Annotated in this window: 21 protein-coding genes; 12 read left to right on the top strand and 9 right to left on the bottom strand. The window is 42.4% G+C overall.

Annotated features, from left to right (window positions below):
* Positions 1 to 49 precede the first annotated feature (49 nt).
* The 5 genes from V7L31_RS11065 to trmB all read right to left on the bottom strand — a co-directional run bounded on the left by V7L31_RS11065 (position 50) and on the right by trmB (position 2,631).
* The gene (locus tag V7L31_RS11065) at positions 50 to 358 is read right to left on the bottom strand and encodes a Nif11-like leader peptide family natural product precursor (protein WP_334696259.1); all 309 of its coding nucleotides are present in this window, start codon (positions 356 to 358) and stop codon (positions 50 to 52) included.
* A gap of 140 nt (positions 359 to 498) precedes the next feature.
* Complete coding sequence (locus V7L31_RS11060) at positions 499 to 831, bottom strand: Nif11-like leader peptide family natural product precursor (protein WP_334696258.1); 333 nt, start codon at positions 829 to 831, stop codon at positions 499 to 501.
* Positions 832 to 853: 22 nt separating this feature from the next.
* Positions 854 to 1,291 (bottom strand): nitrogen fixation protein, encoded by a 438-nt coding sequence (locus V7L31_RS11055; protein WP_334696257.1) that lies wholly within the window; start codon positions 1,289 to 1,291, stop codon positions 854 to 856.
* A 27-nt stretch (positions 1,292 to 1,318) separates the two neighbouring features.
* On the bottom strand, positions 1,319 to 1,567 hold the full coding sequence (locus V7L31_RS11050; RefSeq protein WP_334696256.1) for a hypothetical protein: 249 nt from the start codon (positions 1,565 to 1,567) through the stop codon (positions 1,319 to 1,321).
* A gap of 404 nt (positions 1,568 to 1,971) precedes the next feature.
* The gene (gene trmB / locus V7L31_RS11045; protein WP_334696255.1) at positions 1,972 to 2,631 is read right to left on the bottom strand and encodes a tRNA (guanosine(46)-N7)-methyltransferase TrmB; all 660 of its coding nucleotides are present in this window, start codon (positions 2,629 to 2,631) and stop codon (positions 1,972 to 1,974) included.
* 262 nt (positions 2,632 to 2,893) lie between these two features.
* Here trmB and V7L31_RS11040 point away from each other — a divergent pair, with 262 nt between their 5' ends.
* From V7L31_RS11040 to V7L31_RS11030, 3 genes are all read left to right on the top strand, one after another.
* The gene (locus V7L31_RS11040) at positions 2,894 to 3,622 is read left to right on the top strand and encodes a MotA/TolQ/ExbB proton channel family protein (protein WP_334696254.1); all 729 of its coding nucleotides are present in this window, start codon (positions 2,894 to 2,896) and stop codon (positions 3,620 to 3,622) included.
* Positions 3,623 to 3,664: 42 nt separating this feature from the next.
* The gene (locus V7L31_RS11035; protein WP_334696253.1) at positions 3,665 to 4,345 is read left to right on the top strand and encodes an ExbD/TolR family protein; all 681 of its coding nucleotides are present in this window, start codon (positions 3,665 to 3,667) and stop codon (positions 4,343 to 4,345) included.
* 275 nt (positions 4,346 to 4,620) lie between these two features.
* Positions 4,621 to 4,983, top strand: coding sequence for a phage holin family protein (locus tag V7L31_RS11030; protein ID WP_179066968.1), 363 nt, complete (start codon positions 4,621 to 4,623; stop codon positions 4,981 to 4,983).
* Positions 4,984 to 5,122: 139 nt separating this feature from the next.
* Here the strand turns inward: V7L31_RS11030 and psb29 are convergent, their stop codons facing one another.
* Entirely contained in the window at positions 5,123 to 5,830 is a 708-nt protein-coding gene (gene psb29 / locus V7L31_RS11025; protein WP_334696252.1) for a photosystem II biogenesis protein Psp29, read from the bottom strand.
* Between the two features lie 209 nt (positions 5,831 to 6,039).
* Here psb29 and V7L31_RS11020 point away from each other — a divergent pair, with 209 nt between their 5' ends.
* Positions 6,040 to 6,636, top strand: coding sequence for a chromophore lyase CpcT/CpeT (locus V7L31_RS11020; protein ID WP_334696251.1), 597 nt, complete (start codon positions 6,040 to 6,042; stop codon positions 6,634 to 6,636).
* Between the two features lie 71 nt (positions 6,637 to 6,707).
* Here V7L31_RS11020 and V7L31_RS11015 read toward each other — a convergent pair whose 3' ends face one another.
* On the bottom strand, positions 6,708 to 7,076 hold the full coding sequence (locus tag V7L31_RS11015; protein WP_179066965.1) for an STAS domain-containing protein: 369 nt from the start codon (positions 7,074 to 7,076) through the stop codon (positions 6,708 to 6,710).
* Between the two features lie 236 nt (positions 7,077 to 7,312).
* Positions 7,313 to 8,347, bottom strand: coding sequence for an oxygen-dependent coproporphyrinogen oxidase (hemF, locus tag V7L31_RS11010; RefSeq protein ID WP_334696250.1), 1,035 nt, complete (start codon positions 8,345 to 8,347; stop codon positions 7,313 to 7,315).
* Between the two features lie 425 nt (positions 8,348 to 8,772).
* On the opposite strand from hemF, the gene V7L31_RS11005 reads away from it, so the two are divergent.
* The 8 genes from V7L31_RS11005 (at position 8,773) to V7L31_RS10970 (ending at position 18,509) form a co-directional block, all read left to right on the top strand.
* Positions 8,773 to 9,297, top strand: coding sequence for an SRPBCC family protein (locus V7L31_RS11005; RefSeq protein WP_334696249.1), 525 nt, complete (start codon positions 8,773 to 8,775; stop codon positions 9,295 to 9,297).
* A 277-nt stretch (positions 9,298 to 9,574) separates the two neighbouring features.
* The gene (locus V7L31_RS11000; protein WP_334696248.1) at positions 9,575 to 10,645 is read left to right on the top strand and encodes an Mrp/NBP35 family ATP-binding protein; all 1,071 of its coding nucleotides are present in this window, start codon (positions 9,575 to 9,577) and stop codon (positions 10,643 to 10,645) included.
* A gap of 246 nt (positions 10,646 to 10,891) precedes the next feature.
* On the top strand, positions 10,892 to 12,205 hold the full coding sequence (rodA, locus tag V7L31_RS10995) for a rod shape-determining protein RodA (protein WP_334696247.1): 1,314 nt from the start codon (positions 10,892 to 10,894) through the stop codon (positions 12,203 to 12,205).
* A gap of 248 nt (positions 12,206 to 12,453) precedes the next feature.
* The gene (locus V7L31_RS10990) at positions 12,454 to 12,651 is read left to right on the top strand and encodes an NAD(P)H dehydrogenase subunit NdhS (RefSeq protein WP_179066960.1); all 198 of its coding nucleotides are present in this window, start codon (positions 12,454 to 12,456) and stop codon (positions 12,649 to 12,651) included.
* 80 nt (positions 12,652 to 12,731) lie between these two features.
* Positions 12,732 to 13,388 (top strand): HAS-barrel domain-containing protein, encoded by a 657-nt coding sequence (locus tag V7L31_RS10985; RefSeq protein WP_069070956.1) that lies wholly within the window; start codon positions 12,732 to 12,734, stop codon positions 13,386 to 13,388.
* Positions 13,389 to 13,528: 140 nt separating this feature from the next.
* Positions 13,529 to 15,664 (top strand): cation:proton antiporter domain-containing protein, encoded by a 2,136-nt coding sequence (locus V7L31_RS10980; protein ID WP_334696246.1) that lies wholly within the window; start codon positions 13,529 to 13,531, stop codon positions 15,662 to 15,664.
* A 341-nt stretch (positions 15,665 to 16,005) separates the two neighbouring features.
* Positions 16,006 to 16,956: a UDP-glucuronic acid decarboxylase family protein gene (locus tag V7L31_RS10975; RefSeq protein WP_334696245.1), complete on the top strand. Its 951-nt coding sequence runs from the start codon at positions 16,006 to 16,008 to the stop codon at positions 16,954 to 16,956.
* Between the two features lie 161 nt (positions 16,957 to 17,117).
* The gene (locus V7L31_RS10970) at positions 17,118 to 18,509 is read left to right on the top strand and encodes a UDP-glucose dehydrogenase family protein (RefSeq protein WP_334696244.1); all 1,392 of its coding nucleotides are present in this window, start codon (positions 17,118 to 17,120) and stop codon (positions 18,507 to 18,509) included.
* A 154-nt stretch (positions 18,510 to 18,663) separates the two neighbouring features.
* Here V7L31_RS10970 and V7L31_RS10965 read toward each other — a convergent pair whose 3' ends face one another.
* Entirely contained in the window at positions 18,664 to 19,458 is a 795-nt protein-coding gene (locus V7L31_RS10965) for an LmeA family phospholipid-binding protein (protein WP_334696243.1), read from the bottom strand.
* Positions 19,459 to 19,470 lie beyond the last annotated feature (12 nt).

The following is a 19,470-nucleotide window of genomic DNA, read 5'->3' as shown; positions in this document are numbered from 1 at the left end:
TTAGAAGTCTGATTTTGTGGTTAAAACTCGGTAGCATTCAAAGGGTTTTTCATAAATACCAAAAATTCCAGAGACCACCTGGCGCTCCATATATTAAAATCGAATTTCCCCACCCAGTTAATCCACCAAAAACTGCTGCGAGTTCTTTTTCACTTAAATCCTTGAGTTCATCTTCACTATCAGCAGACTCTAACAATTGAGTAGTATATTCTTCATACTCTTCTAGAGTGAAATTGTAGCCAGCAGCTTTGACTATTTGGCTACATTCTTCTTTACTATTAACGCCTTGAATTTGATTGCGGAAAGTTTCATCATTTGCTAGCTGCTCATAGAAAGCTTTTACATGTTCTAGTGACATAAAATTCTCCTGGACTCGATTAACTAAACTAAATAAATTTTTGAATGTTATACATTCTTTTGTTATCTGTTATTTCGATTTTATTTTGAATTTATGAAAGGGGACAGATCCCCATCCGTCCCTTGAAATTTAATCTGTTCTTAAACTATGTCATCTATCCGAATAACTCCATACATCAGTTGGTAGGGTGGCCATACAACTCCATATAATGGTTGAATTTTGGGCTTTCCAGTTAATCCACCAAAAACTGCTGCCAGTTCTTTTTCACTTAAATCTTTGAGTTCACCTTCACCATTGGCAGACTCTAACAATTGAGTGGTATATTCTTCATACTCTTCTAGAGTGAAATTGTAGCCAGCAGCTTTAACTATTTGGCTACATTCTTCCTTGCTATTAACGGCTTGAATTTGATTGCGGAAAGCTTCATCATTTGCTAGCTTTTCGTAAAAACCTTTAACATCTTCTAAAGACATAATCTTCTACTCCTGAAGTTACTTAACAGTTAGCTAGTTTTGACACTTGAATTGCTACTTCAGACGGATTGTAGTTATCTGTAATTACTTGTGGACAACGCATACAAGCTGCTTTCCCTTCTTGCTGCCACCACCGACAATCTCGCCGGATGGAACAGGGGGGTAGTTCTTCTGCTACTGACGGTAACTTTTCTACAATTCGTGTTGCTAAACGGCAATCTTGTCCATCAAAATGTTGACAATCTTTAGTCGCACAAGCTGCCGCCGTCCGAAAAATTTCAGCAGGTGTAATTGGACTAGCTTTTGCTATTAGTTCATCGGTGATAGGTAAGGGCTGTTTAAGATAAGTTACACGCGGTTCTGCAACTGTTCCACTGATAATTCCGAAAACCACACTATCCTCTGATTCTGCTCTAGCACTGGGGCAAAGTGTAGTTTTATCCACAGCAATATCTTTCATCAATTGAGCTTCCAGTGGAGAGAATCTTTATGAAAGTAAGGGGTCAACTGCGACGAGTCCTATAGTAATAGGAGGAATAAAAATCTTACCAAGGATTATGGGAACCAATTTTGATTCTCCACCTGCAACGCTTTTGGCTTCTTCGTCAGATATCAATAACAAAGATTCTTCGGAATTCAAAGCTTCATTCCGACGTGTCACAGCATTTTTCACAGCATCATCAATCAAATCGTTAATTTCAATTTGAATGTTATATTTTCTTTCTTTAGCTTCCATGTTGATTTTCCTCTGAATTATTGACTATTGATTATTTGTCAGGCAATTATACTAATCAGTGTAATTGCCTAATATGTCCTCTATATTAGGAAAAAAGAAGCTAATCGCTCTATATATTAAGAACTCTAAATTAGACAGAAATAAAACTTTTATGTCACGAAAAAACGATGATTTTTGAGTAATGTCTATTGTTGTGTAGAGCCATATATTCAGTTACTCAAGCTGTAAACTATCGCATATCAATTCAAATTTGATATTTGAGGTAATTTTGAACATTAACTAAAATATTTCTGTCCCGAAAATATTGTCAACTGACAGAGTATATCTAATGTCTATATTCAGATTTAAAATACATAAACTATCTAAAATGTCAAGTTAAAAAGCTATATTTGTCATTTATCGTGCTAGGTGATCGCACTATTACCGTCATCTCGTCTGACAAACAAAGCCCGATAAACAGGTTCACCCTTTTTTTGCGTGCTTATTTCCCTTTCTGTGGGAACTGGTAGGGGGTTCTCAGGCAACCATTCTCCTATACTAATTTTCTCAAAAGCTGGATTTTCTGCAAAGCGATCGCGCATTTCCACAGCGACAAATTCCATATCTGATTGCAGAAATACCAACCCCCCAACCGCAAGATACTTAGCTAAATCTGCTACTAGTTCTGGTTGCACTACACGACGTTTCGCATGGCGGGTTTTAAACCAAGGATCGGGAAATTGAATTGTAACCCGTTGTAAACTTCCTGAAGGGAGGCAAGATAAAAGTGAGTGCAATGAGTTATTCACATTGCAAAATAGATAGTGCAGGTTTGTTAAACCTAACTCAGAACGTAACTTATTCGCCTCCACCACCAGCGGTTCCCGAATTTCTAAGCCTAGATAATTCCAATTGGGTTCTATCTTGGCCATATTCAATAAAAATACTCCTTTAGCGCAGCCAATATCTAAATGTAGTGGTTGATTTGGCTTTACATAAATTTTTGACAAGTCTTGGGGACTTGCTGGTGTTTGATACTTTTTACCAAGTGGATTAACATGCTGGCGGACTCGGACTGCTGCCAAAATTTGCTCTCCTTTACGTGAAAATATTTTTTGGTGAAATCCAGGTTACAAGGAAGTCTAACAAAAGTACGCCAAAAATTATCAGCCTATCATTCAATTGCTTACCCAGCATCAAGTTTGTATAGTAGTCGCAGTCAAATACGCCTGTTTTTTGAGGTTTTCGAGAAATTTATATTTTGGAAGTCCCTCATTTTGCATTAATCTCTAGAATTAAAATGCCTCAGCACATTTGCTTTAGTCATGGAGGGAGGAAACTTAAACAGTGGATATTTTAGATTTGTTTTATAAGGGCGGGCCAGCGATGTGGCCAATGCTTGTTCTATCGATTCTGGCTGTGAGTGTGATTTTCGAGCGTTTGTGGTTCTGGTTGCGAATTTTGACTCAAGAAAAGCAAATAGTCGATCGCATCCTGGATGCTGCCCAAGATAATTGGGAATTAGCTGCGGACATCGCGAAACAAGCAAGCGATCAGCCTGTCGGGCGTTTTCTCTACGCCCCTCTACGCTTGACGAAAAACGATGCGGAAACTTTTCGACTTGCACTAGAGGCGACAGCAGAAGACGAATTAGCAGGGATGCGGCGGGGCGAAAAACTTTTAGAAGCTGTGATCGCCCTAGCGCCACTTCTAGGATTGTTGGGCACAGTTTTAGGTTTAATCCGCTCTCTGCGCTCAATTAGAATTGGCGATTTGGGAACTGAATCTACCGCTGGGGTGACTACTGGTATTGGTGAATCCTTAATTAGTACGGCAACTGGGCTAATAGTTGCGATTATTGCTTTGGTATTTTACCGCCTATTTCAAAGTTTTGTAGTTAACCAGGTCAAAGTTTTTCGGAGGGCAGGAAATGAGATGGAATTGCTCTATCGCCAGTCTCCACCGGATTTTAGTAATCGGACACCAGCAATTGTTCGGGAAAATTTCACTCCACCCCGCAAGCCAGGAAAGACTAGGCTTCCTGAACCTCCTGAACCCCCGAATACAGCTAACTAATAGTCAAAAATTCAACCCCCGAACCAGATTTTAGAGTAAGACATGAAAGTTAATCTACATACTCCAATTGAAGAAGTCCAAATTCAAATCATCCCTTTAATTGATGTCGTTTTTTGTATTCTGACGTTTTTTTTGTTAGCGGCATTACAATTTACCAGGCAACAGGCAATCAATGTTGATTTGCCTAAAGCCAGCCCTAGTAGTGTATCTGGGATAACGTCACAGACTGGAAGTGTGATTGTGACTATTGATGCTGTTGGTAATACTTACATAGAAAAGCAACCTGTAAAACAGGAAGATTTGAGACAGAGCTTAAAACAATATCTCCAACAAAATCCCAGTGCTGTTGTTGTGCTGAATGCTTCCCGGACAGCAACTTACAATGATGTAATTGAGACATTGGACTTACTGCGGCAAGTCGGGGGCGATCGCGTTTCTTTGGGAATTATCCCTGGCCCATCTCAACCACCCACAAACTCACTTAACCAGCCAACTGTCCCTGCTTTCCCAATCAATCCTGGTGCAGCACCACTTCCAGGTGTCAATCCTGAAGGAAATATTACCCCTAAATTTCCCTCAGCACCTAATTCTGTACCCTTTCCTAGCATAAGTCAGCCTCCAACTGGACGAGGCATCAGTCCTATCAATCCTGGTATTTCCAACCCACCAGCATCTCAAGCGCCTGTAGCACCCAAACAAACCCAACCTCCTCTTAAAAGATGATATAGGGTTATGGGGCATTGAAAAGAGGCAGAGGGGCAGGGTGCGGGGGGCGGAGGGGAAAATATCTGCTCCCTGCTCCCTGCTCCCTGCTCCCTGCTCCCCACTCCCATTTCTCTTCAATCTCTTTTCCAAACCTAAAGATATCTGAAATAAAATTCGGCTAGAGAAAAATTTACTGCTAATTTATAAATAATTGGTTGAGCTTTAAAGATTTTTCCACAGATAAACTGAAGTAATTTATCACCAATTGCCATTCACGTTTCAGGGGTTGTGGCATGAATATTGTGACGCTTTTAATTGTTTGGGTCGTAACAGCTATCAGCTTGTTGATAATTAGCAAATTGCCTCTGGGAGTCGAAATTGACACTCCAGGTAAAGCCTTCCTTTCTGCCGCAGTGCTTGGTATCGTAACGGCAATAGTCAGACCGATTTTAAGCCTCGTTTTTGCAGTACCAAATTTACTTACCTTAGACTTATTATCCAGCATTTTCACATTTATGATTGCTGTGGTTTGTTTTAGTATTGCTGCTTGGTTAGTCGAAGGCTTTCGCTTGCGTTACGGCATTTGGAGTGCTGTTATTGGTGCATTTGCACTGACTATAATTAACAGCTTAATCTACAAAATATTGGGCGTCTGAAGCGAAGAGTTAGAATTTAGGAGTGATGATTTATTACTAACTCCAAACTCTACTAATTTTAGATTTTGGATTTTGAATTTTGGATTGGAGTAAAAATCTAAAATCTAAAATCTAAAATCTAAAATTAAATAACTCTTAACTATTCGTTGGAACTTGGGGGAGCAACTGGGGTAGTTGATTGTTGTTTACGTTGCTCACGCTTTTTGCGATCGGCTGAGAGCATATCTGCCATGACTATCAGTGCTTGCGCCATCTTGTCTAGGTTAGAACGGTATAACTCCAAATCTTTGTTGAGTTTATCATCGGAAAGGTGCAGACCGGCTGCGATCGCTTTTAGCGCCTCAGTAAGTTGCTTTTCGTCTTTAACCAATGCGGGATCGGACTGTTCTAATAATGAAAATACACCAATTGCAAACAAACGGTTGTATTTAAAGTTAGGATTGTTGGCGATCGCTTGCAGTTGTGCTTGCAAGTCAGTATCTCTATCTAAGTAAGTAGTTTGACTCAGCCACCCAATTAAATCTTTAACTGGCAAACCTTTTGCTACAGCTTGCAGTCTTTGGGCATCCTGTCGATATTGTTGCGGATCTTTTTCTATAGCCTGACATAAGGCATTAAAAATTGATTCTTGATCCCGTTCTGGTTGATAGCCTTCCATGAAACGGTCAAAAGTAGTGACGACACCCAAGGCATAAATTGGATTGTAGCTAAAATCGATATTTACTGACAGCAGATGCATTTCCACCATCAATTCTTCTACTACCCGACGATAAATAGTGTTAATCGGACGGGTGTGAAGATTGTAGAAAGTTCGCTTTGTATCGGAGACTGTACGGACGTTATTCACAAAGAAAAAAGAAATGTTAAGGGCGACGTATCTTTATTTTGTCGCTTAAAGGCTACTTTGCCAAGTTGAGCTTTTAGCGAGTGACGGTTTCATTTACAATATATACACGTCAGAAGTATTTTATAAGCTAGTAGTCACAGGAGATAAGACCTTTGATCCTAAAAAACTAGCCCAAAATTCTTATCCTTAATGATTCGTTTATTGCATTTATGAATTTCTCGCCACAGTTAACTGCTTTAGGTGAGTACCTAACTGGTAAATTTGATAATCGGGAACAAGCCATCGCAGAACCAGTTTGGTATGTTCACCTGTGCCTCTGGCAAAGGCCAGTTAATCTGTTCACAGAAGATAGCATCACCTTGTTTGCCGAACAGGCTAACGTTATTACCCTAGATCAACCCTATCGCCAGCGAATTATCCGGTTGCGTCAGGGGAGCGACTCTGACACAACCGTGGAAGCACAATATTATATGCCTCAAGATCCAGATGCATTAAGAGGCGCAGGTGATAACCCTACTCTACTAAACACACTGACACCAGAACAATTAGATTTACTACCAGGTTGTATCCTAACGGTTACTCAAGAAAAACTAGCTGGCGATCGCTACAAGTTTACCGCTACCCCACCACCAGAGACACGTTGCAGCTTTACTTATCTTGGCAATAGCATCTATGTTTCCTTAGGTTTTGCAGCTACAGCGACAGAATTTTACAGCTACGACAAAGGAATCGATCCAGCCACCGGCAAAGCAACTTGGGGAGCGATTATGGGGCCTTATCGCTACACCAAGCGAACTCAGTATTAAATAAGATAAAGTTATGAATTATAAGTTATGAGTTATAAATTAATTCCTCACTTCTAACTCCTAACTCTTTTTTAGCTGGCAATACTACGAGGTACACCTTCTAAAGCTTCATCTTCTGTTTCAAAAATTTCAAAAACAGTATCCATCATCGTCACTTCAAACACGAGTTTGGCTTCTGGATGTACATTGCAGATGCGGAAACTGCCCTTGACTTTATCAGCATCACGCATTCCAGCTACCAAAGACGTAAGACCAGAACTATCAATAAAATTTACCTGAGCCAAATTTACGACTACATGGCGACTGAGTTTGGAAATACACTCCTGTAACTTCAGCCGAAATTGCCAAGCAGTGGTAATGTCAAGACGGCCTGCTGGTGTCAGGATAATAACGGTGTTTCCGTCTTGGGTTGTATAAGTTTTTTGGTCTATATGAATCACTAAAGTCCTCCCCGTGACATTTCTCTTAAGATTTACTACTTGCAGAATTTTCTAATGCTGTCACTTGAGATTAACAAGCTATAGCTAAAATTGTCACCTTTTTCTGCTAAGTGCTTAACTCTAGTAGTTTAACTCAGGAAAATAGTGGGGAGTGGGGAATGGGGAATGGGGATTGGGGACTGGGGGAAGATCGGGATAATTATCATAATTCCCTACTCCCTACTCCCTACTCCCCATTATTTCCAATTGATCCAATCTTGAGGTTTCAAGAATGTCTCATATAACTCGGCTTCGGGGGAATTTGGTTCCGGTTGATAGCCGTATTCCCAACGGACTAAGGGTGGTAGGGACATGAGAATTGATTCGGTGCGTCCGTTGGTTTGTAGACCAAAAATTGTGCCTCGGTCATAAACCAAGTTAAATTCTACATACCTTCCCCGGCGGTAGAGTTGAAAATTCCGTTGGCGATCGCCATACTCTATCCCATGTCGCCGTTCTACAATTGGTACGTAGGCTGGTAAAAATGCTCTACCACAGTCTTGCACAAAGCCAAACAAATCTTCCCAGTTGCGAGTTGCTGGTGTTCCTACCTCGTTGCTATAAATAGCCGCTTCCCCATTGGGATTTGGCCCGCGATATAAAGCACCCTGGCCATCTTGGTAATCAAAAAACAGACCACCTACACCCCTTGTCTCGTCACGATGCTTGAGGTAGAAATATTCATCACACCACTTCTTAAACACCGGGTAATACTCTGGGTGGTGTCGGTCACAAGCCTGCTTTAATGTCTTGTGTAAATGTGTCGCATCTTCAGCAAAGGGGTAATAAGGTGTCAAATCTAAACCGCCACCAAACCACCACACTGGCCCCGCTTCAAAGTAGCGATAATTGAGATGAACTGTGGGCACGTAAGGATTATGAGGATGTAACACCATTGAAGTGCCCGTGGCATAAAAGCCATGTCCTGCTGCTTCTGGGCGTTGGGCTAAAATTGAGGCTGGCAAATGGGAACCCCAAACTTCAGAAAAATTTACACCTGCTTGTTCAAATATTGCACCATCTCGCAGCACGCGCGATCGCCCTCCCCCTCCTTCTGGGCGTTCCCAACTATCTTCATGAAACTTAGCTACACCATCTAGTTTTGCTAATGATTCAGTAATTTCGTCTTGCAGTTGTTTCATAAACTGACTGACCCTAATTTGGGCGTCAGCTGCGGGCAAAGACTTGGATGATACTGATTCTACAGTTGGTGTTTGCGAGTTGGTCAACATAGATTCCCGAACCTAAATTACAATTTCCAGAAAGCCACAAATTTTTCATTTTAAAATTTGGGGGAAACACGCGCCAACAATCTAGCTCTATTTGCCCAACCCGCTTTTTTCTTACTGGTTAAGCATTTATACGATTGATGGGCATCACTAGAGTTATTTAGTTATTTTCCCTCAAATGCGTATAGTCTTGTGTATTGAATTAGTTTTTTTTGAAATTCTTAATTGGAATATTTTGGTATAAAGACTAGATTTTAGTCTTAAGCTTGAGGTATCAAGGGTTTCACTATCTTGGCTGTTAGGGTTTGTACCGAATCGAGGCTTGCTATGTTTAGGACATTTTTGAGAAAGTTTTAATTTAGGAGTTGAGCGTAGTTGCATACCATACCAGAGTTACCAAAAAGTGTCTAGGGAGGAGGATTAGGAAAATGCAAGGTTGGTTATCCAAATTCATCCACCGCAAACGCCGTCGTTTTTGCGCTTCTCTGGTGTGGACGTATCGAGAGATTAGTTCTGCTTCTGTAGATGAACTGTGGCAAAAAGTGGTTGACTTAACAGATGTTTCCTGGCATCCACAACTTAAGAGTACTAATGTACCCTACGGATTAGTACCCAAACCAGGATTAATTTTTCAAGCTGTAACACGCTTTTCGCCAATTCCCATCAGAATTTTTGTAGAACGCGTCAATCCTAAAGAGATGCTGAGTATCCGAGTGATGGCGATTCCTGGAATAGAAGAACGGGTAACTTACCAAGTAGAGTCAACGGTTTGTGGTACTTGTTTGTCTTATTCTGTAACGCTACGGGGTTGGTTATCGCCCTTGATTTGGTCTTTATCCCGTCCTTACGCAGACCGCGTTGCACGGTCTTTAGTCGAAGCTGTAGAAAAGACGGCATTACCAGCGGTATCCGGTAAGAAAGAATCCCTTAATGACAGTTGTTTTGATTTTTAGGGAGTGGGGATGAGGAGCAGAGGAGCAGAGGAGCAGAGAAGCAGAGGAGCAGAGGAGCAGAGGAGAATAAATAACCAATGCCCAATCCCCAATGCCCAATACCCAATCCCAATGCCCAAAGAAAGTTAAGATCCTATTAGGTAATAATGCTATTTGCTAAGTTTTATTACGGCAGTGACAGTGATAACACTAAGCTGACCTTACTTAAGAAAGCATCCAGTTAATAGCTAAGACGTTCTCCACAATTGTATTTATTCATTTTGAATTTTGAATTTTTATGTACGATGTCCTCGATTCCCGCTCTGTCTTAGAAGTTTTGCGACCAGTAGAAGACCCAGAACTCCGTAAAAGTCTGGTAGAACTAAACATGATTCGCAACGTCACAATTGACGGTGGTAAGGTTAGTTTCACTTTAGTGTTAACCACCCCTGCCTGTCCTTTACGTGAATTTATTGTCGAAGACTGTCAGAAAGCTGTCAAAAAACTCCCAGGCGTTACAGATGTCAGCATAGAAGTGACGGCAGAAACACCGCAGCAAAAAAGTTTACCTGACCGCACTGGCATTTCTGGGGTGAAAAATATCATTGCTGTTTCCAGCGGCAAAGGTGGCGTTGGTAAAAGTACGGTTGCAGTGAATGTAGCAGTGGCTCTAGCCCAAACTGGGGCGAAAGTTGGTTTGCTAGATGCTGATATTTATGGCCCCAATGACCCCACCATGCTGGGTCTATCTGATGCCCAAATTACTGTGCGTTCCACTGAAACAGGTGACATTCTGGAACCTGCTTTTAATCACGGCGTCAAATTAGTTTCGATGGGATTTTTGATTGACCGAGATCAACCAGTAATTTGGCGAGGGCCGATGCTCAATGGTGTAATTCGCCAGTTTCTCTATCAAGTTGAATGGGGAGAACTGGATTATTTAATTGTAGATATGCCACCGGGAACCGGAGATGCTCAGTTAACTTTAACTCAAGCAGTACCAATGGCAGGGGCAGTAATTGTCACCACGCCACAAACTGTAGCTCTGTTAGATTCTCGCAAGGGATTGCGGATGTTCCAGCAAATGAATGTCCCGGTATTGGGAATTGTGGAAAATATGAGCTATTTCATTCCTCCCGATCAACCAGATAAGCAATATGACATCTTTGGTTCTGGTGGTGGCTCCAAAACAGCCACAGAATTGGGAGTGCCATTGTTAGGGTGCGTACCACTAGAGATTTCCACACGAGTTGGTGGTGACAGTGGTGTACCAATAGTTGTTGGTGAGCCAGATTCAGCTTCGGCAAAAGCATTAACAGCGATCGCTCTTACGATTGCTGGTAAAGTATCAGTTGCCGCTTTGACATGATTAACGTAATTAATTTTAATTTCTATCTACTTCCTCGGCTATAGCTTGGGAATACTAGGGATTGGGCATCGGGCATGAGGAAGCAGAGGAGCAGGGGGCAGGGGCAGGGAGCAGGGAGCAGGGGAGGATGAGGGAGAAATAATCAATCTCCAATCTCCAATCCCCAATCCCCAGTCCCCAATCCCCAGTCCCCAGTCCCCAATCCCCAATCCCTAATCCCCAACAATCAAAGTCTAAACTGACACAATGTTGTTAAAAAGATCGCTCCCCAAAATTCGCTGGAAGTCTTGGGTTAAACCCTGGCAGTCTGTAGATTGGCTACTATTTTGCTTGCCTATAGCTATCAGTATTTTTGGCGGCACTATGATTCTCAGTACGGAACTGAAGCAGCCGGTAACTGATTGGTGGTGGCACTGGTTGGTAGCGGGTATTGGTGTGCTTATAGCCCTGTTTTTATCTCGTATCCGTTACGAACTCTTGATGCAGTGGCACTGGGTAACATACTCACTAACGAACTTCAGTTTAATTGCCGTGATGATTGCTGGTACTAGCGCCAAAGGGGCGCAGCGGTGGATTAGTTTCGCTGGCTTTAACGTGCAACCCTCAGAATTTGCCAAAGTCGGTATGATCATCACCTTAGCAGCCTTGTTACACAGGAACACTGCTTCTAGCCTGGAAGGTGTTTTCCGTGTTCTAGCAATCACCGCCATACCTTGGGGATTAGTATTTTTACAGCCAGATTTAGCAACATCAATGGTATTTGGTGCGATCGTCTTAGGAATGCTTTATTGGGCAAATGCTAACCCCGGTTGGTTAATTCTGATGATTTCTCCAGTAGTTGCCGCCATTTTGTTTAGTATATCTTGGCCATTTGCAGAACCGATAGTTTTACTCAAAGAACTATCTTTTGGCCCACTAGGGCTAATTTGGTCAGTGGCGATGGCGATTGTGGGCTGGCAAACTCTTCCCTGGCGTCGATTTGGTTTTGGCGCTATCAGTGCGTGGACTCTTAATATACTGGGTGGCGAATTAGGTGTTTTCGCTTGGAACCATATTTTGAAACCGTATCAAAAAAATCGGTTAACTGTATTTATGGACCCCGATCACGATCCTCTTGGTGCTGGGTATCACCTAATTCAATCTCGTATTGCTATTGGTGCTGGTGAAGTTTGGGGATGGGGTTTGTTCAAAGGGCCAATGACGCAACTAAATTTCGTCCCTGAACAGCATACAGACTTTATTTTCTCGGCAGTGGGCGAAGAATTTGGTTTTATTGGTTGTTTGGTAGTATTATTTGTTTTCTGTTTAATTTGCTGGCGTCTACTGCATGTTGCCCAAACTGCCAAAGACAACTTTGGTTCCTTGTTGGCTATTGGCGTTTTGTCGATGATTGTATTTCAGGTGATTGTGAACGTTGGCATGACTGTTGGTTTAGCGCCTGTGGCAGGAATTCCCTTACCCTGGATGAGTTATGGGCGTTCTGCTATGCTGACTAACTTCATTTCCTTGGGAATAGTAGAATCGGTAGCAAATTTTCGACAAAAGCAGAAGTATTATTGATTCGTCATTTGTCATTAGTCATTTGTAAGAACCAATGACCAAGCCCAGTTGGGACGCAACAACCTTCTTCGTCACAAGTCGTCATAAGCCCCACCAATAATGTGTAAGCGATAGCATTAGTCAGGGTTTCAAGCCTCAACCAATGCTGTATCCCCGACTCCCGACTCCCGATTCCCCACTCCCCTTTGTTGACCAATGACTATTAACAAGTATTAAGCTATTAGAAGGAAACAAGCGAGGCTAAAAACATGATTCTGCCTGGAGCAACTGTTCGCGTCAACAATCCCGCAGATACCTATTATCGCTACGAAGGACTCGTGCAACGGCTGAGTGATGGCAAAGTAGCTGTATTATTTGAAGGTGGTAACTGGGATAAATTAGTTACCTTCCGTCTGAGTGAATTGGAACTCGTAGAAACCACAGCCGGACGTAAAAAAGCCAAATAAGATTAGTCATTAGTCATTTGTCCTTTGTCATTTGGCTAAAAACTAATGACTAATGACCAATGACTAATGACTAAATTACCATGCGCCTCCCTTTACCACAGTTTGCCACTGGCGATCGCCATCCCAACCACATTGCGGAGGTGATTGAGACTACTAGTACGGAATTTTTAGCTCAGTGTTTGGAACCGGAAGATTTAAGCTTTCCCTCCATGCCACCCTTTGGTAGTTGGGTCTGTTCTGTGGATGAAGAATCTGGCAACCAAATTTATGCTGTAGTGTATTATGCCACAACGATGCCCATAGATTCCGTACACCGGGCGAGAGCTTTGGGGTTGTCCTTGCAAGACTTACGGGAGGAACAACCCCAAATTTTTGCTATGCTCCGCACAGAATTTCGGGCTGCGATCGTGGGATTTGAACTATCTTCGCAAAATCAAAGTTATAACCAAAGAGTATATCAGTATCTTCCACCGCGTCCCCCGCAAATTCATCAAGCTGTTTATCGATGTGAACCAGAAGCTATCATTAAATTTACTGAAGAATTAGATTTTTTACGGACACTACTTTGTATCAATGGTGCGCCTATAGAATCTTTGACCGCAGCTGCGATTCGAGATGTATACCAGTTACGCAAAGCTGACCGAGAATGGTTAATTAAAGCTGGACGTAACTTAAGTGTGCTACTTAAAGACGACTACGATCGCTTGCGGTTCATTTTGAGTCAAATCCACCCGTAGGTAGTTAATTCTGAGACAATTACCTAGTTAGTGTAAGTTAAGATTTTCGATTTCTCATCAGGTGGCTTCTCCATTTATATCGCTCAGGCGATCGCCCCAAGGTAATCGCAGTTTTACCATAGCCCCTTCAATTCCTATCTATGGAACTCTTATCACAAGTTCTTGTTCTGGAACCAACCTCCCAAGTTCTTGGCAAGGAACCCATTGTTCCCTTTGCTATTTTGTTGGTGGTTATCTTAGTTATACCCATCATGTTTGAGCGGCTAAGATTACCAGGATTAGTGGGTTTGGTTTTCTCAGGGCTAGTACTTGGTCCCTCAGGCTGGAATCTATTTCAGCCTGACTCACCAATGATTAACCTACTATCAGACATCGGGTTAATTTATTTGCTGTTTGTCGCAGGGCTAGAAATCGATCTCGGAAAGTTCCGCCAAAGAAAAAGTCGCGCCTTGGGGTTTGCTAGCTTGACTTTCACTGTACCTCTGGTAATGGGAACTTCACTAGGGCTAATTTTCGGCTATGGCTGGAATACTTCAATTTTAATTGGCTCTTTATTCGCTTCCTATACCCTTTTGGCATATCCGATAATCAGTCGTTTGGGAGTGGTAAACAACGAAGCTGTTACTGTCACCATTGGAGCGACAATTTTTACAGATATTGGTGCAGTGCTGATATTAGCCTTGACTGTAGCGATCGCTCATGCTGGGACATTTAGCTTTGCTAAACTACTCACCTTGTCGGGTTGGTTAACTATTTACTCTGTGGCCGTTGTGACCGGCTTTGATTGGGCCGGCAAAGAATTTTTCAAGCGTTCTGGAGACGACGAAGGAAACAAGTTTTTGTTTGTGTTGCTTTCTGTGTTTCTAGCGGCTGTGGGCGCTCAATTAATTGGGGTAGAAAAAATTGTTGGTGCTTTTTTAGCGGGTTTAGCGGTGAATGAAGCTGTGGGTGCAGGCCCAGTCAAAGAAAAGGTGGTATTTATTGGCAGTGTGCTGTTCATTCCCATTTTCTTTGTTGATCTTGGGTTACTGATCGATCTACCCGCCTTGGGGAACAACCTAGACACACTCAAGTTAACCCTGTTAATGATAGTCGGTTTGATTGTCAGTAAATTGATTGCAGCTTTGTTGACAAAACTGCTTTACCGCTACAAGTGGCAAGAAATACTAACGATGTGGTCGCTATCACTTCCCCAGGTTGGTACAACCTTAGCAGCAACGTTAGTGGGATATCGGGCTGGATTGCTGCCACTAGTAGTATTACACAGTGTCATTGTTTTAATGCTTGTGACATCAACCTTGGGGCCGTTGCTGACCAGTCGAATAGCTGTTGGTTTAAATTCTTCACCAGCCGAAGATCCAACACCACCCCTACCTGACCAAAATGCACCAGAGACAGATAGCGCTTTTACTATAGTCGTACCTGTATATAATCCTCAGACCCAGCAGTATTTGATTGAAATGGCGGCGTTATTAGCGCGTCAGTCTCAGGGGAAAATTATACCGCTAGCGATCGCTAATGCTGCTGCTCAAATGGATGCACCGCAATTAGAAACATCTCTACAACGGAGTGAGTGGTTATTGACCAAAGCTACAGCACAAAGTCAAGCTCTGGGTGTAACCGCAGAACCAGTACTGCGAATTGATGATGCCTTTGCCCAAGGAATTAGCAGAGCGGCTCGCGAACAAAAGGCTAGTTTAATTGTTATGGGTTGGGGTAAACGGACTGGGTTACGAGCGCGTTTATTTGGAAATGTGATTGATGGCGTGCTTTGGGCATCCCATTGTCCAGTAGCGGTGACACGTCTAGTAGAATCACCGAAAAAAATTCAGCGTATTCTAGTACCAATAGAAAATTTAACAGCGCCAACATTACAGCCCGTACAATTTGCCCAGATGCTAGCAGAAGCAAATCAGAGCCATATTACTGTGCTGAATGTGTGCGATCGCCGCACTAGTTCCAGTAAAATTGCTTGGAGGCGATCGCACCTTTCCCTATTAGTATCAAAATTGGCTTTGGCCAATACCCCCGAAATTCAAATCATCGCTCACGAAAATGTTGCCCAAGCAATTTTACAGGCAGCACGATTATATGATTTAGTAGTTTTACCTTTTATACGTAATCGTACTAGTCCTGGAGGGTTAGCCATTAGCGATGTCACAACCCAATTAGCCAGACAACTCACTTGCTCCATAGTCATGCTTGGAGAACCGCAACGCACTCAAACTAATGTAATTACTTCTAATACAGCTACCAGCATTACATCTGCTGTATAATATTAGCTATATGACTTGGGGTATCAACCCACTCCCGACTAACTTCTATCCAACTAAAAACATAATTAATCTTAAAAACACTTTATTTTGTTGAAGATTTGATGAAGCTCTACTAAAAAAATAACAATTTTCCAACAATGTTTGTTACTTTGCTAATTAAATTCGTCAGGATTCAGGTAAAAGTATCACAAAATTATATCCCTAAAAAAATAGGTAAGTTCAACTACACTTTTTGATTGAACCTTGTTCTTTTTATTTGTTTTGTATTTTTGTACCCAAGCTGGGTAATCTAAAAGTAAGTGCAATAGCTACTGAAAATATTTGTAAGTAACTGGGAAACTATGAGAATTTTGGTAACGGGCGGTGCTGGGTTTATTGGTTCCCATCTCATCGACCGACTAATGGCTGCTGGGCATGAATTAATATGCTTGGATAATTTTTACACTGGTCACAAACGCAACATTCTTAAGTGGTTAGGTCATCCGTACTTTGAACTAATTCGTCACGACATAACCGAACCAATTCGGTTAGAAGTGGATCAAATTTATCATTTAGCTTGTCCAGCTTCACCAGTACATTACCAGTACAACCCAGTTAAAACCGTTAAAACTAACGTGATCGGAACACTGAATATGTTGGGGCTGGCAAAACGCGTAAAAGCGAGGTTTTTCTTAGCCTCAACTAGTGAAGTATACGGAGATCCAGAAGTTCATCCCCAGACTGAAGAGTATAGAGGTAGCGTCAATCCTATTGGGATACGTTCATGCTACGACGAAGGTAAAAGGATTGCTGAGACTTTAGCATTTGATTACTACAGGCAAAATAAAGTTGATATTCGAGTTGTGCGGATATTCAACACCTACGGGCCGAGAATGTTAGAAAACGATGGTCGGGTGGTGAGCAACTTTATCGTTCAAGCCTTGCGGGGTAATCCTTTAACCGTATACGGTGATGGTTCGCAAACTCGTAGTTTCTGCTACGTTTCCGATTTGGTAGAAGGATTCATCCGCCTCATGAATAGCGACTACATTGGGCCAGTTAACTTGGGCAATCCTGGTGAATACACGATTTTACAATTAGCACAAACCGTGCAAAATATGATCAATCCAGACGCGCAAATTAAGTTCGAGGCATTACCTTCGGACGATCCCCGGCGTCGTCAGCCTGATATCACAAAGGCAAAAACTTGGTTAAATTGGGAACCTACCATTCCTCTGCAAGACGGGTTAAAACTGACAATAGAAGATTTTCGCGATCGCATTCAAAGCGATGTCAATAATTCAATCACCTGAGTGGCATCTCGTGTCACTCTGATTTTTCATGCAGGCTCATCCTCGATAACTAATATGCTTAGTGGCTGAGTTTACTGCCAGTGTGTAAGTGTCAAATTGAGAACTTTTTGTTAGAGAACTTCTTGTTGAAGACTAAGCCCAAAAAAGTGAGGAGTTAAAAAATGCGTGTTTGCGTCATTGGTACTGGTTACGTTGGTTTGGTTACAGGTGCTTGTTTGGCTCATATTGGGCATGATGTAATTTGTGTAGATAACAACGAAGAAAAAGTTAAGTTAATGAAGTCTGGGCAGTCTCCAATTTTTGAGCCGGGACTCTCAGAAATTATGCAGTCTGCCATTCAAACAGAGAAGATTCATTTTACTAGCGATCTTGCTGCTGGAGTTTCTCACGGCGAAATTCTGTTTATTGCTGTGGGAACACCACCTTTACCCACAGGTGAAAGTGATACTCGTTATGTCGAAGCTGTAGCCCGTGGGATTGGCGAAAATCTCAACGGTGGTTATAAGGTCATAGTGAATAAATCTACAGTACCCATTGGCTCAGGTGACTGGGTGCGGATGCTTGTTCTTGATGGTGTTGCAGAGCGGCAGAAAACACTAATACCCGCAGGTGGAGTGCCGAGTGATGAGAAATTACCTGAATTTGTAGCCGAGTTTGATGTAGTCAGCAATCCAGAGTTTTTACGCGAAGGTTCGGCAGTTTATGACACCTTCAACCCCGATCGCATTGTACTAGGGGGCAATAGTCAAAGGGCAGTAGCCTTGATGCAACAATTGTACTCCCCAATTGTCGAACGCAAATTCGCAGCCGATCAATCTTTACCCCCAGTGCCAATTTTGGCAACAGACCTCAGTTCGGCGGAGATGATTAAATACGCCGCTAATGCCTTTTTAGCCACTAAAATTAGTTTTATTAACGAAGTTGCTAATATTTGCGATCGCGTCGGTGCTGATGTTACCCAAGTAGCTAAAGGTATTGGTTTAGATTCCCGCATTGGCAACAAGTTTTTACAAGCTGGTATTGGTTGGGGTGGTTCATGCTTCCCCAAAGATGTCTCCGCTCTGATTCACACTGCTGACGATTATGGCTATGAAGCCCAACTACTCAAAGCTGCTGTCAGTGTCAACGAACGTCAGCGGTTGATTGCTTTAGAAAAACTCCAGCAAGTCCTAAAAATTCTCAAAGGCAAAACAGTCGGACTACTTGGACTCACCTTCAAGCCAGATACCGACGACTTGCGCGACGCCCCAGCACTTAATCTAATTGAGCAGCTAAACCGATTGGGAGCTAAAGTTAAAGCCTACGATCCCATTGTTTCTCAAACAGGTCTGCGTCATGGGCTTTCTGGGGTGTTAGTAGAAACTGATGCCGAAAGACTAGCTGATGGCTGCGATGCTTTGGTACTCGTCACGGAATGGCAGCAGTTTAACACTCTCGACTATGTGAAAATGGCAAAATTAATGGCTCACCCCGTTATTATTGATGGTCGTAACTTCCTCGACCCTGAAACACTTATACGCGCTGGGTTCCAATATGTAGGCGTGGGAAGATAGAGAGTTAGGAGTTAGGAATAATCAATAACTAACTCCGTTGAAAATTTAGAGATTTAAAGTACCGTCTATAATGATCTAGGCGGTATTTAATTTGTATAAAGCTTCACGCAAAACCGCTCAGAAAAACTTTACTTTTTTGCGTGACAAGACGATATCAACTGCTATGTGGAATACGTTCAATTTCAGCATATCCACTGAAAATAAGTTTTTGACCTTCAGTTTCTAATCGGTTGAGCCGCATTTTCACTCCATCGAGGTCAAAGCGATCGAGATCAACCATATTATCTAAAATTTCTACCAGTGCCACACTCAAGGTTTGTGAGATTTCCCGTTGTGCTTCTGGCACTTGGTCAAGCTGGATTTTTGGATCTCTGAAAGAAACTCGCCGCCGCCTTTCAATGCCTATAGCTAGGATCATACTCAGGGGTACAAGTTCGCCATTGTTTAAATCTGCTTTTGCTACAAGCTGCAAATGATTTTCAGGTAATAGCTGTATCTGAACATCCGTAAAGGAGACTGGTTCGCCGCCAGATAATGCCGTCAGTGATGGCACGGTGAGGTTAAGCAAGCGTTTTTTCACCAGTTCCGCGTTAAAGGCTTGGTTGATACCTGCTTCTGATAATATAACTTGAGCGATCGCTTGAGTAGGTTGCTTAAGGCTGAGTTTGCCACTTAAAACTGACCCGAAGTCAATAGCCACCGCATCAGTTTCAAAAGACATCTCCTCAACCGCGAAATCTTTCCGAATCACCAAGCCACGACCGCTCATTTTGAAGCTATCAATGCTGCCTTGCAACAGTTTGCTGGAGGGGTAGCAGCGCACAGAGACTTCTACTGACTCGCTTTGCGTAAACAAGTGGCGAATCGTTTGGCTGGCGACTGTGTTGAGCATCCGCTCTCCCCAATCTGTGCCTTTAGGATCTTGTAAACCAGTAAGTCCGCCGAACATGTGGTTTTGGGT

Origin of the sequence: Nostoc sp. (assembly GCF_036916655.1) — a bacterium.
In the GTDB taxonomy this organism is placed as follows: Bacteria; Cyanobacteriota; Cyanobacteriia; order Cyanobacteriales; family Nostocaceae; genus Nostoc.
The sequence above is the reverse complement of the archived record's forward strand: the minus strand, read 5'-3'. Positions and strand labels throughout refer to the sequence as shown.

What these genes read in the sequence shown, in the direction of transcription:
- V7L31_RS11065 (WP_334696259.1), bottom strand. Translation starts at nt 358, where the DNA reads ATGTCACTAGAACATGTAAAAGCTTTCTATGAGCAGCTAGCAAATGAT.
- V7L31_RS11060 (WP_334696258.1), bottom strand. Translation starts at nt 831, where the DNA reads ATGTCTTTAGAAGATGTTAAAGGTTTTTACGAAAAGCTAGCAAATGAT.
- V7L31_RS11055 (WP_334696257.1), bottom strand. Translation starts at nt 1,291, where the DNA reads ATGAAAGATATTGCTGTGGATAAAACTACACTTTGCCCCAGTGCTAGA.
- V7L31_RS11050 (WP_334696256.1), bottom strand. Translation starts at nt 1,567, where the DNA reads ATGGAAGCTAAAGAAAGAAAATATAACATTCAAATTGAAATTAACGAT.
- V7L31_RS11035 (WP_334696253.1), top strand. Translation starts at nt 3,665, where the DNA reads ATGAAAGTTAATCTACATACTCCAATTGAAGAAGTCCAAATTCAAATC.
- V7L31_RS11030 (WP_179066968.1), top strand. Translation starts at nt 4,621, where the DNA reads ATGAATATTGTGACGCTTTTAATTGTTTGGGTCGTAACAGCTATCAGC.
- V7L31_RS11020 (WP_334696251.1), top strand. Translation starts at nt 6,040, where the DNA reads ATGAATTTCTCGCCACAGTTAACTGCTTTAGGTGAGTACCTAACTGGT.
- hemF (WP_334696250.1), bottom strand. Translation starts at nt 8,347, where the DNA reads ATGTTGACCAACTCGCAAACACCAACTGTAGAATCAGTATCATCCAAG.
- V7L31_RS11005 (WP_334696249.1), top strand. Translation starts at nt 8,773, where the DNA reads ATGCAAGGTTGGTTATCCAAATTCATCCACCGCAAACGCCGTCGTTTT.
- V7L31_RS11000 (WP_334696248.1), top strand. Translation starts at nt 9,575, where the DNA reads ATGTACGATGTCCTCGATTCCCGCTCTGTCTTAGAAGTTTTGCGACCA.
- rodA (WP_334696247.1), top strand. Translation starts at nt 10,892, where the DNA reads ATGTTGTTAAAAAGATCGCTCCCCAAAATTCGCTGGAAGTCTTGGGTT.
- V7L31_RS10990 (WP_179066960.1), top strand. Translation starts at nt 12,454, where the DNA reads ATGATTCTGCCTGGAGCAACTGTTCGCGTCAACAATCCCGCAGATACC.
- V7L31_RS10985 (WP_069070956.1), top strand. Translation starts at nt 12,732, where the DNA reads ATGCGCCTCCCTTTACCACAGTTTGCCACTGGCGATCGCCATCCCAAC.
- V7L31_RS10980 (WP_334696246.1), top strand. Translation starts at nt 13,529, where the DNA reads ATGGAACTCTTATCACAAGTTCTTGTTCTGGAACCAACCTCCCAAGTT.
- V7L31_RS10975 (WP_334696245.1), top strand. Translation starts at nt 16,006, where the DNA reads ATGAGAATTTTGGTAACGGGCGGTGCTGGGTTTATTGGTTCCCATCTC.
- V7L31_RS10970 (WP_334696244.1), top strand. Translation starts at nt 17,118, where the DNA reads ATGCGTGTTTGCGTCATTGGTACTGGTTACGTTGGTTTGGTTACAGGT.
- V7L31_RS10965 (WP_334696243.1), bottom strand. Translation starts at nt 19,458, where the DNA reads ATGTTCGGCGGACTTACTGGTTTACAAGATCCTAAAGGCACAGATTGG.